Origin of the sequence: Xenorhabdus doucetiae, assembly GCF_000968195.1 — a bacterium.
GTDB classification, from domain to species: Bacteria; Pseudomonadota; Gammaproteobacteria; order Enterobacterales; family Enterobacteriaceae; genus Xenorhabdus; species Xenorhabdus doucetiae.
This window is the reverse complement of record NZ_FO704550.1, coordinates 2854288-2866173: the sequence shown is the minus strand read 5'-3', so window position 1 is coordinate 2866173 and position 11886 is coordinate 2854288. Positions and strand designations below refer to the sequence as shown.

The 11886-nt window shown below is 47.3% G+C and carries 12 protein-coding genes; 5 read left to right on the top strand and 7 right to left on the bottom strand.

All coding sequences use genetic code 11. The annotated features are described in order from the left end of the window. The first annotated feature begins 7 nt into the window (after positions 1–7). From XDD1_RS12375 to XDD1_RS20010, 5 genes are all read left to right on the top strand, one after another. The gene (locus XDD1_RS12375) at positions 8–250 is read left to right on the top strand and encodes a hypothetical protein (RefSeq protein ID WP_045971576.1); all 243 of its coding nucleotides are present in this window, start codon (positions 8–10) and stop codon (positions 248–250) included. Next, positions 247–1239 (top strand): 3-oxoacyl-ACP synthase III family protein, encoded by a 993-nt coding sequence (locus XDD1_RS12370; RefSeq protein ID WP_045971575.1) that lies wholly within the window; start codon positions 247–249, stop codon positions 1237–1239. Before XDD1_RS12375 ends, XDD1_RS12370 begins: the two co-directional genes overlap by 4 nt. Before the next feature lie 13 nt (positions 1240–1252). Then, a complete protein-coding gene (locus tag XDD1_RS12365; protein WP_045971573.1) occupies positions 1253–1930 on the top strand; it encodes an HAD-IB family hydrolase in 678 nt (225 codons plus the stop codon). Positions 1931–2087: 157 nt separating this feature from the next. Then, positions 2088–2222 (top strand): hypothetical protein, encoded by a 135-nt coding sequence (locus XDD1_RS20230; RefSeq protein ID WP_269450519.1) that lies wholly within the window; start codon positions 2088–2090, stop codon positions 2220–2222. Beyond that, positions 2206–2442 carry a hypothetical protein gene (locus XDD1_RS20010; RefSeq protein ID WP_231854408.1) on the top strand — a complete coding sequence of 79 codons (237 nt, stop codon included), beginning with the start codon at positions 2206–2208 and terminating at the stop codon, positions 2440–2442. Before XDD1_RS20230 ends, XDD1_RS20010 begins: the two co-directional genes overlap by 17 nt. A 282-nt stretch (positions 2443–2724) precedes the next feature. Here the strand turns inward: XDD1_RS20010 and XDD1_RS12355 are convergent, their stop codons facing one another. The 7 genes from XDD1_RS12355 to XDD1_RS12325 form a co-directional block, all read right to left on the bottom strand. Then, the gene (locus XDD1_RS12355) at positions 2725–3447 is read right to left on the bottom strand and encodes an N-acetyltransferase (protein ID WP_148886140.1); all 723 of its coding nucleotides are present in this window, start codon (positions 3445–3447) and stop codon (positions 2725–2727) included. Between the two features lie 24 nt (positions 3448–3471). Beyond that, the gene (locus XDD1_RS12350) at positions 3472–4893 is read right to left on the bottom strand and encodes an amino acid permease (protein WP_045971569.1); all 1422 of its coding nucleotides are present in this window, start codon (positions 4891–4893) and stop codon (positions 3472–3474) included. 66 nt (positions 4894–4959) lie between these two features. After that, positions 4960–5979: a succinylglutamate desuccinylase gene (astE, locus tag XDD1_RS12345; RefSeq protein ID WP_052705700.1), complete on the bottom strand. Its 1020-nt coding sequence runs from the start codon at positions 5977–5979 to the stop codon at positions 4960–4962. A 12-nt stretch (positions 5980–5991) separates the two neighbouring features. Beyond that, positions 5992–7335, bottom strand: a complete 1344-nt coding sequence (gene astB, locus XDD1_RS12340) for an N-succinylarginine dihydrolase (RefSeq protein ID WP_045971567.1) — start codon at positions 7333–7335, stop codon at positions 5992–5994. Between the two features lie 2 nt (positions 7336–7337). Then, positions 7338–8834, bottom strand: a complete 1497-nt coding sequence (gene astD / locus XDD1_RS12335; RefSeq protein WP_045971565.1) for a succinylglutamate-semialdehyde dehydrogenase — start codon at positions 8832–8834, stop codon at positions 7338–7340. A 57-nt stretch (positions 8835–8891) separates the two neighbouring features. After that, positions 8892–9920, bottom strand: coding sequence for an arginine N-succinyltransferase (gene astA / locus XDD1_RS12330; protein ID WP_231854516.1), 1029 nt, complete (start codon positions 9918–9920; stop codon positions 8892–8894). A gap of 23 nt (positions 9921–9943) precedes the next feature. Then, the gene (locus tag XDD1_RS12325) at positions 9944–11155 is read right to left on the bottom strand and encodes an aspartate aminotransferase family protein (RefSeq protein WP_084721026.1); all 1212 of its coding nucleotides are present in this window, start codon (positions 11153–11155) and stop codon (positions 9944–9946) included. Positions 11156–11886 lie beyond the last annotated feature (731 nt).

Below are 11886 nucleotides of genomic sequence, written 5' to 3'. Positions count from 1 at the left end.
GTAAAAAATGAATAAGACACTGCTGCTCTCCGATCTGGCTGAACTACTGGAAGTGGATATCACCTTACTGAATGATGACTATGTTCTTGACTCAAAGGGACGCTGGGACTCTCTGGCGATTGTTTCGGTAATCGGTGCGATTGATCAGCACTATGTGGTACAGGTTAATGGGGAAGATCTTGGTCTCTGTCAACGAGTGGGCGATATATTTAACCTGGTATTTAATCAAAATATTGTGGATGTGGAATGAACGTCACACTGCGTGGTTTAAAAATAGAGGCGGTTGCCGCCTCTGTTCCGTTAACAAAGCTGACGCTGGCGCAACTGGCGCAGCAATTTGGTGAAGCGGAAGTGGCGAGAATTGCTATCAGTACCGGCATCAGCCAGCTGGGTATTGCGCACGCCCCTCTGCGAGCTTCTGACCTGTGCGTGCAAGCAGCATGCAAAATTTTCAGTGAACAAACCCATCCCGACGAGATCGACGGTGTGATTTTTGTTTCACAAACGCCGGACTATCTGATGCCCGCCACTTCCTGCGTGCTACAACAGAGGTTAGGGCTATGCCAGAATGTGGTTGCCTTTGATATTAACTATGGCTGCTCCGGCTATATTTACGGACTGTATCAGGCAGCGCTACTGATAAGTTCACAGAGCTGCCGCAAGGTCCTGCTCTGCGCTGGTGACACGATAACCCAACATATTGCTGACAACGACCATAAACTTCGCATGGTGCTGGGAGATGCCGGCAGTGCAACCGTCATCGCTGCTGGTGAGGATGAATGGGCTTTTGACATACATACCGACGGCAGTGGCTATGACAAGCTCATCGTTCCGCAAGGAGAGGATTTACGTCACGGTTATCTGCAGATGGACGGGGCGGCCGTGATGGAGTTTGCGCTTAAAGTGGTACACAACTCTGTGAATAAAGCGCTCGAAATGAAAGGATGGGATAAACAGCAGGTAGATCATTTCGTTCTGCACCAACCCAACCGCTTTATGTTGCAGTACCTCACTAAAAAACTGCGGGTCGCCGCTGAAAAAGTACCAATTGCGGTGGAAAATTACGGTAACACTGGCCCGACATCCATCCCTCTAACTCTCTGCCAGTATTTCAGCAATAGCGGACAACAGCCGGGAACGGCCATTATGTCGGGGTTCGGCGTCGGCTTGTCCTGGGGAGCGGTAGGCCTCAGTCTGAAGGATGCTCGCATGTTCCCTCCCTTAACCTATACTAGCTGAAGGAAGTGTTGTCATGTCGTACAGTGTATTTTTAGATGTGGATGAAACGCTAATTAACTGTAAAACCCTGCTGGATACGTTTAGGCATCATTTGTACGCAGTACACGGCGCCTCAGTGGGGGAGGCGCGTTTTGCTTATGCAATGGACACACTCTCTGATGCTCAGGCTGCCGGTCTTAGCGATCGGGCAAGTTTAAATCAGCTTTACTACCGACATTTTGCCGGCATTGACGTAGCCAGCTTAGCCGCCACCTGTGAATCTTGGTTTAATTCTACCGGCATAAAACTGTTGAAAACCCGAGTACATGACGAAATCATCCACCATCAGCAACGTAATGCCCAGATTGTGCTGGTGTCAGGTTCATATCACGCATGTTTGGAACCGCTGTCGCGCTATCTCAAAGCTGATGCCGTTCTTTGTACCGAACTGGTTAGCGCACGGGGCGTGTATACGGGTGAACTACAAGGCTGCCCGGCCATTGGTGAGGGAAAAGCACGACGCATCGCAGATTATATCTCGCAGCATCGACTCTCTCTGCGTAACTCCTTTGCTTATGGCGACCATCAGAGCGATGTACCCATGCTAGAAATGGCGGATGAGAAAGTGATCGTCGATAACTACGATCTCTACTCCACCCTTAAAGTTCGCTGGCCTGAGCTGGTATGGCTCGACAGCCAGCAGGCATCTTGAGGTCAGCATTTTACTGTTCCGCTCTGCGGTGGGGAGTTCAGAATATCGTTCACATTAACCAGTGCATTTACTTTCTGTTATGGGTAAATATTATTGTCATAATAACCATCTATACATTAAAACCCCTTAATAGGGGCTTTAATGTATAGATGGTCGGATGGATAAGATCACTGCAATTAAAACATTAGACGAATTCAGCAAGATGGGAAAAAACATCTTCCTCTTGCAAAATCTGGCGGTCATCTTTGCTGATGAAGCGCCACGAACCACGAACATTGAAAAAGTCCACTGACCGCCTTATCAAGGTCGAGTTGCTGGTGCGCATCACCAAAGGGGTTTATGCAAATGCACGCGTGAGCTTGGGCGCTTATCCACTGGAGAGCATCGCAATCAATATTCGACGTGGCGAATACAGCTACCTCAGTCTGGAATCAGCATTGTCCCATATAGGATTATCTCCCAGATCCCTACCGACTCACGATCATGTCTATCGGCAGGTCAGGAAAATGTGAAACTCCGTAGGGTATCATTGAGATCACGCACACTAATAAGAAACCGAGTGAAATCCTGAAAGGAACGCTGGAAAACCGTGGACCGATGCGTATCGCAAGAAAAGAAACTGCTCTAGACCTGTAGTACTCACTACAGTGCAAAAGGCGTTGTACTCACCAGTGATCAACGTCGTTCCTTCCAAAATGTAACTGTACTACCTCAAACAGAGTCTGGCAGACACCATAAAAACCGGATAGCGGTCAGATCGAGTTTGAACCAGTACACATTAACCGCGCCTACATTTATATCCCACCACACTGAAAACGATAGCCGCCATTTTGATATTCCCACTTAGCATTTCCTGCCGGTTTCAATGCCATAAATCGCCCTGTCTTAACAAACCCCATGTTGGTATAAGCCCTTACGGCACCGCCGGTGGGACTCGCATGTAAAACACCGGCGCAGCCCAATTGCAACGATTTATTCACGGCATGTTCAATCAATATGATGCCACTGTTTTGAATACCCGGATGCGTCACGAAAATCAAAATCTCAGGTGAATGATTAATAAAATAAGCATCCACCGAAGCGAATGAATCAGATGATTTTTTCTCTTTCACAGCGAGTATCAACAAGCCAACCGGCGTCCATTTAAAATAAGAGATAAGACAATAATATCCGGTTGTGGGATTCCTCCCCTCCTGCTTTTTATTTAACACATCATAGGCACATTTAAGCATGTCACAAGTATCTTCATACCTGCTTTGCCATTTCCGTTTGTCTTCATCCAAACCTTGATCGAATATATTCTCCCACCCATCCATCACGATTTGATTGCCCATGTTATAAATAATATTTATTGTTTTCAGGACAGACTCTTCCTTTAACGTTATTGGCGCTTTAGGGTAAAGAGAGATTGAAGAAATATCTGAGCTGGATTGCGCTCGATCTAATGGGCTGGGTATATTCTTTTTTTTCACATCGAAAGAATTTGATCTAAATATCATGCTCTCCCCCAGTAACAATAAAATACAGATTTAATAAATGAATTAATTTGTTATTTCTCTCCGTAGTTGTTCTTGATATTTTCTTCTTCGCCATAAGATTTCTAATATCACAAACCACAAGGGTGTGCCATATAACGCAACACGGGTGTCATAATCAAATACCATGATCACCACCGTAAAAGCAAAAAATAGCAAAGTACACCAGGTCATCGGAATGCCCAGCGGCATTTTATAGATGGATTTTTTATGCAGATCAGGTCGTTGCTTGCGGTAAGCCAGATAAGCAAGCAGGATCATGCACCAACTGTAAATCACCATAATAGCCGCTACGGTTGTCACAATCGTAAATAATTTCATCACATCAGGAATAAGAAACAGCAGGAATACCCCGCTTGCCATACAGAGAATGGAGAATATCAGGCTGAATACCGGAACGGCGCTGCTTATGGAAAGTTGCCCGAATTTATGATGGGCCAGTTTTTCGGTAGACAGGCCATAAAGCATTCGGGTACAGGCATATAACCCACTGTTTGCTGAAGACATGGCCGAAGTGAGTGCCACAAAGTTGATCACCGCAGCGGCGGCAGGTAACCCGGCCAGTGCAAATAACGTCACAAATGGGCTGATTTCCGGTGAAATTTGTGGCCATGAGGTCACCGCGATGATGCACATCATGGAGAGTACGTAAAAAATAATGATCCTGATGGGAATACTGTTGATCGCTTTGGGTAAGATTTTTTCCGGCTCTTTGGTTTCAGCCGTTACCGTGCCAACCAACTCAATCCCGGTAAAGGAGAAAATGGCGATTTGAAAACCGGCAAAAAAGCCGAAAATACCATTTGGCAGGAATACGTCAGGCTCCGTCAAATGACGGACTGAGGCTGTCACGCCATTGGGTGAGTTCCATCCCACAATCACCATACCGACACCCACGACAATCAGGGCAACTATCGCCACCACTTTGATCATGGCAAACCAGAATTCCGCCTCACCAAACAGCCGGACTGAGAAAAAGTTACACCAGCACATCAATCCCAAGATAAACAGTGCCGTTAACCAAAGCCAACTGTCCGGGAACCAATACTGGATATAGCCACCACACACCACAACATCGGCGATGCAACTGACAATCCAACTCATCCAATAAGTCCATCCCAGAAAATAACTGGCCTTATCGCCAAGATAATCTGCGACAAAATCAGCAAACGTTCTGTAATCTAATTTGGTGAGCAACAGTTCCCCCATTGCCCTCATGACCATAAAAGCGAAAAAGCCAATCAAAAGATAAGTCAGGATAATTGACGTTCCTGATACGGCAATCGTCTTTCCTGTTCCCATGAACAGCCCCGTGCCAATAGCACCCCCAATAGCGATCAACTGCACATGGCGCTTACCTAATCCACGGTGAAGTTTCTGCGCACCGACGGATGGTTCCTCTACGGGTGTTTTTAATGATCTCGTCATCAATAACCTCTACGGTTTGCGTTTTTATACATTGATTATGTGAATTTCTCTAACCTTAATCTTTTTCTAACAACAATATTTCTCCAACAACAGTCCTGCCCGCAGCCCAATCGCCACATGCGCATTAGGAAACAGAATAAAGTTGGCAGGTGAGGTGATTTTCCAGGATTGATTTTGCTGGCGGGCGATGACAAAACCTTGCGGTAATTCAGTAAAGTTTTTTGTGTCTTCGGGGATATTGAGCTGAAAACTCTCATGTTGTTTGATAATGGCATCCACCACACGATAGCGTTTAAGCGCCGGTTTATCCCGTTTGATGGAAAACCGGCCGGCGATCAAATCCTGCAAGGCCGCGGTCATATTGCTGAACCTTGCCAGATCGTTTTGCCCGAAAGGCAGCGCCTTGCCGATTTCCAACGTGCAACTGTCCGCATTGAAATATTCGCTGGTAAAGTGACTGAACGTCCCCCCGGCTGTGTTATGAAAGACCAGCGCATCAATATTACTGTCTTCCAGCCATTGTAAAAAATCCGCGGCATATTCACGTGCCTGATAGGGCAACAGCGCAAACTGCTCATGGCAGGAACCCCGGATGGCGGTGTGAAGGTCAAGGTGCCTGCGTTTCGTTGATGCCATCACTGCGGGTTGATTAAAAAATTGGCGGATAACCGATTCCAGTTCCCTCGCGCGGTTTGATTCATTTCCCAACGGAAAATTTCGGTAACGGCCGCCAAACATGCGGTTGAGATCTTGCTCAAGATAGCGCTTTCCTGCACGCATGGCGGGTAAATTGCCAAATACCAACAGAAGGTTGTGCTGCAATGGCAGATTTCCCTGCGCCAGTTGTGACACTATCTGGATCAGTATTTCCACGGGCGCCGTTTCATTACCATGAATGCCCGCTGAGATAATCAACGTATCAGGAGGGATCTCTTGCGGTGATCGTTGCGATGATGTTTGCGGCAACAGTTGCAATACCCCTTCTGCCAACCAGGTTGATGTGATGGTGGGCGGAAAACACACATTATTTTCAATTTTGTTTTCCGGCAATATGGTGTTGTTAAGTAATAGCGTCAGTAAATCCATTTCATCTCCCGATTAACGCTGGAACTCATAAATCGAACCCAATTTGAGGATCTGCGTCAGTTCATCAAGGGCAGCGTAAACGTCTCTCAATAGCTGGGGATCAGCGAGATCAGCGACATACAGAGCATCGCGATAATGGCGTTCAACCCATGTCGTCAGACGTTGATACAGTTCTGGTGTCATCAAGGTAGCCGGATTGACCGCGGCCAATTCGTGTTCGTTCAAAACCACCCTGAGCCGCAAACACGCCGGCCCACCGCCATTACGCATACTTTCCCGCAAGTCAAAAAAGTGGAGCTGTGTGATGGGAGAATTTCCTTGCGCAATCAATGCTTGCAGATATGCCGAGACATTGTGATTCTGCCGGCACTCTTCCGGTAAAATCAGCATCATGTTGCCATCCGGCTGGCTCAACAACTGGCTGTTAAATAAGTAAGAACTGACGGTATCCTGAAGGCTGACCTGTTCTGTCGGCACTTCAATAGCAATCAAGGCGTGCCCAAGCCGGGCCATCTTTTCCCTCAACTCAGTCAATACGGACTGCGGATGTAAAAACGCCTGCTGATGATAGAAAAGCACATTGCGGTTGCTGACGGCGATGACATCGTTATGAAACACCCCGCTGTCAATAGCAACCGAGCTTTGTTGGGCGAAGATGGTTCTGTCGTCTTCAAGCTGATGCAGGCGGGCAATAGCCTGACTGGCCTCCAGTGTCTGCCGTGCCGGGTAGCGCGCAGGTGCTACCCCTTCCTGCAACGCCTTGCGCCCATAGACAAATAACTGGACGCCCGCGTCATCATATTCGCCGCAAAAACGATTATGGTTCGCCGCCCCTTCATCTCCCCAATCGGCATGTTGTGGCAGCGGATCATGATGCACAAAACAGTTTTGATCCGGAAAAGTGGCTTTCATGGCCCGTGAAGTCGTGGAGCTTTCCAGCGAACGGTGCAACTTATTATTTAAATTTGCCACCGTGAAATGCACCCGCTGATCCGCACTGTCTGCGGAAGGTGAAACCGTCGCCGCATTTGCCGTCCACATGGAAGAGGCGGAACTGAGGTTGGACAGCAATAATGGGGAATAGCGGGCGGCTTTATTTAATACCTGTTCGTCACTGCCGGTAAACCCCAGTTGCCGCAATACCGGCAGGTTAGGACGTTGTTGCGGGGGCAAAACCCCCTGTACCAGCCCCATATCAGACAACGCTTTCATTTTCATCAATCCCTGAAGTGCGGCTTTACGGGGATTGGACCCTTGCCCCCGATGATTGATGGACGCCTTATTCCCCGTTGACAGGCCGGCATAATGGTGGGTCATGCCCACCAGACCATCAAAATTGGCTTCAATACCTGACATAATTACCTCTCACCTCCGATTGATGAATGAAAAAAATCAAGCCCTGGTGTCGGTGTTGCAGGCAAAACCACACTTTCAGCGGTCAGGGAAGCCATCGGCCAGGCACAATAATCCGCGGCATAATAGGCACTGGGGCGGTGATTGCCGGATGCCCCAATTCCCCCAAACGGGGCTTTGCCGGATGCCCCTGTCAGCGGCTTATTCCAATTCACGATCCCCGCCCTCGCCTCTTGTAATAGCCTTTCAAACAGACCAGCATCAGGCGAAATCAGCCCCGATGCCAGCCCAAACCGGGTATCATTCGCTAGCGCGATGGCTTCGTCGAACGTGGTATACCGCCTTACCGTTAACAGGGGGCCGAAATATTCTTCATCCGGGATCGCGTTGACATGGGTCAGATCAATGATGCCCGGCGTCATCAACGTTGAATGTGGATCAGGCTGCGTTAAGGTGAGCAACGCGACCCCGCCCAAGGCCAACAATTTGGATTGCGCTTCCAGTAAACTTTGCGCGGCGGCCAACGAGATGACGCCGCCCATAAACGGTTGGGGATCAGCATCCCAACGAGCGGGGACAATCTGGGCGCTGGCCTCAAGTAACCGTTGGATTAAGGCATCGCCCCTTTCCCCTTGCTTCACCAGCAACCGGCGGGCACAAGTACAGCGCTGCCCGGCGGAGATAAAGGCCGACTGGATAATGGTGTAAACGGCGGCGTCGATATCGTCATAATCATCCACAATCAGGGCATTGTTACCGCCCATCTCCAGCGCCAGCATTTTCTCCGGTTGGCCGGCTAATACGCGGTGGAAGTGAAAGCCGGTTGCCGCACTGCCGGTAAACAGCACACCATCTATTTCACGACTGTCCAGCAAAGCGCCCCCCGTTTCTTTACTCCCTTGCACCAGATTCAGCACCCCGGCAGGCAATCCCGCCTTAATCCACAATGCTACGGTTTTCTCCGCGGTGATTGGCGTCAATTCACTGGGTTTGAACACCAGTGTATTACCGGCAATCAGTGCCGGGACAATATGCCCATTGGGTAAATGCCCCGGGAAATTATAGGGGCCGAAGACTGCCATCACGCCGTGGGGACGATGCTGCAATATCGCTTTCCCGTCCGGCATGGGTGTTTCAGAGTACCCCGTCCGTTGCGCCCAGGCTTCAAGCGAAATGGCGATCTTGCCAATCATGGACTGGACTTCTGTCCGGGTTTCCCACAGGGGCTTGCTGGTTTCCTCGCTAATGACTTGAGCCATCTTTTCTTTTTCTTGCGCCAGCAAACCGGCAAAGGTCTGAATAATCGCGATGCGTTTTTCCACCGCCAATCTGGACCAGGCAAGAAACGCTTGGCGGGCGGACTGGCAGGCTGCCCCTACCTGATCGGCAGACGCGCCGTTCGCCTGCCATAAAACCTGTTGATCGACAGGAGAATATTTAACGACAGGCAGACCTTGCCCTGCTACCCATGCACCGCCAATGTAATTTGCTTGATGATTCATTGTGAAATCCTTTAATGGCAAAAGCCCTTAATGACAAAGTATTAATTGTGAATACACCTAAGAGAAAAGAGAAACGAAGCGTACCGGATCGCCATCATCCACCTGGAGTACCTCCATTTCGGCGGAGGTAAGCGGCAATTCATCGCTATCCAGAGGTGCAAAAATATTCAACAGGAGCGCTCTAAATGCCTGAAAATTCAGATTAGAAACAATGTACTGTGTGCCCGCCGATGATCGGGAAACCGAATCGCTTCTTTTAACATGCACAATCCGGCTGGCTTTGATTGTGCGTACATTGTCAATCTCAGCATCCAGGATGGCGCCCGCATCAAAAATATCGACCGCACCGTGATAGGCAAATCCCTCTTTTTCCAAGATGGCACGGGCGGGCAAGGTATTTTCGTGCACCTGACCAATGACCTGACGAGCCTCTTCTGGCAACAAAGGAACATAAATCGGATGAAACGGCATCAACTCGGCAATAAACGTTTTGCAGCCAATGCCAGTCAAATAGTCAGCTTGTGCAAAGGGAACCGTGAAGAAATGTTTGCCAAGGGCATTCCAAAATGGCGATTCACCCTGTTGATCCACCACTCCACGCATTTCCGCAAAAATAGATTGCGGGAACAGGTGCCTGAATGCGGAAATAAACAGAAATCGGCTTCGGGAAAGAAACACCCCATTGCCTCCCCCCTGATAATCAGGGGCAAGGAACAACGTACACAATTCACTGCATCCGGTATAATCCTGCCCGACCACCAGCGTTTCAAAGGTGTTGTAAACCCCCAATTCGCGGGAAGCCCGTACTGATTTATGTACGCGGAAATTGTAGAAAGGCTCCTCCAGCCCCACCGCAACTTCCAGCGCACTGACGCCAACAACACGATGCTGTTCCGTGTCTTCCAAGGTAAATAAAAACCCTTGTTGTGCTCGTCCCCTTGCATTGTTGAAAGAATCAATGCTGCGTGAAATCCGTGCCGTCAGATATTCCTGATTACTGGGTAATGTCGTCAGGCCAACGCCAGCACGGGACGAAAGATTGAGGATATCCTCTAAATCTTCATGTTGAACGGATCTAAATAGCATCATGATCTCACCCCAATTCGGCTCTATTCCTGAACAAATCGCTTAAGGGCGTTTTCAAGGCGGATGAAACCGTCGTTGATATCCTGCGGTTCGATATTTAACGCAGGCGCAAAACGCAACACATTGGGGCCGGCTATCAGGGCAATTAATCCCTCTTCCGCAGCGATATTGGTCAGGGTTTTCGCCTTGCCCTGATATTTTTCAACCAGCTCAGCACCCAGCAATAACCCTTTGCCCCGTAATTCACTAAATACCGGATAACGTTGATTGAGATCGGACATCCGTTGCATAAATTCATGATGGCGTTCCTGCACCCCGGCAAGGAACGCCGGCTGGTTCACCAGTTCGACGACGGTGTTGGCAACGGCTGCCGCCAGTGGGTTTCCGCCAAAGGTTGTACCGTGTGTTCCCGGCTGGAATACCTCTGCGATATGCTGCCTAACCAACATGGCACCAATCGGGAACCCACCCCCTAACCCCTTGGCACTGGTCAAGATATCCGGCTCTATGCCGGTTTCCTCATAGGCATATAAATACCCCGTCCGTCCGACGCCGGTTTGGATTTCGTCAAAAATCAGCAACGCTTGATGTTGATCACACAACTCGCGCAATGCTTGCAAAAATGCCGGTTTGGCCGGGATCACGCCACCTTCTCCAATGATCGGCTCAACAATCACGGCGCAGGTTTTTTCTGAAATATGGGCTTTAATCGCGTCGATATCGTTGAATGGCAGGTGGCTAATTTGCTGTGGCAATGGCGCAAAATCTTGGGAATATTTGGGTTGCCCGCCGACAGTCACCGTAAATAATGTTCTGCCGTGAAAGGAATTCTCAAATGAAATAATTTCGTTCTTATGATGACCATATTTATCCAGAGCATATTTCCGGGCAATTTTTAATGCCGCTTCATTCGCTTCCGCCCCGGAATTACAGAAAAAAACCTTATCTGCAAATGTATTTTCAACCAAGTATTTCGCCAGTTTTAAGACGGGTTCATTTGTATAACCATTACCAATATGCCATAAGTTTTCCATTTGAAAATTTAATACATTCTTTAATTGATCATTGGCATGACCCAGTGAGTTAACGGCAATCCCTCCTGCAAAATCAATGTATTCCTTACTATTTTGATCCCAGACCCGTGAACCTTTGGCAACCACCGGGATAAAATTCGCAGGTGAAAAACAGGGAACCATATACTGGTCAAACCAATTTCTGTGAATTGCATTCGGCATTTGTTTTTCCTCAATTTATTAGGCTATAAAATTAAATTTAATTTTATATACCATTAAATTTAATTTTTCATGGATGGCTGTATTTCATTTATTAATTCATTATTTCGATAAATTTCCAATGACATTATCGCAGGCGTTTTTTGAACCTTTTTGATCAGTAATTGACCTCATAATCTCTTTGGGTTTTAACAAAGTCAATACAATTAAATCACAATTAATTTACTTTATGAGGTCTTTCACAATTTATAACAATGCACTGACTTTCTATTTATGCAGCATTTATGCATAAAAAAATAAATAAAAAGAGGTATTGAAACGAAGATAATGGAAATGACGTAATTTCGTTCAATAATTATTCATAAATCGTGACTCTCTGATTTGCCCATAATCTGAAATTTATATTTGCAATTAACAATTTTTACCTTTGTTTCTGAGTGGGTACGGTGACTGTCAAGGATTCATCAAAACAATATTTAAAGTCCCCCTGATAATACGGTAGAAATATTGCTGAATTTCTTATTTTCTCCTCGTCAGAAAAAGATTTAACTTGTTGATTCCAATGACCATGTAATCTCATGGCACCGCTAAAATAAAAATAGTATTAGGTTAAATAATTAACTAACATTAATTATCATCAGTGAAATCACATCAAGGCCAGCTATTATATAGACACCAAATTTCAATTTACAATATAAATAATCAACAAAGTAACAATTTGTTATCTATTAGGT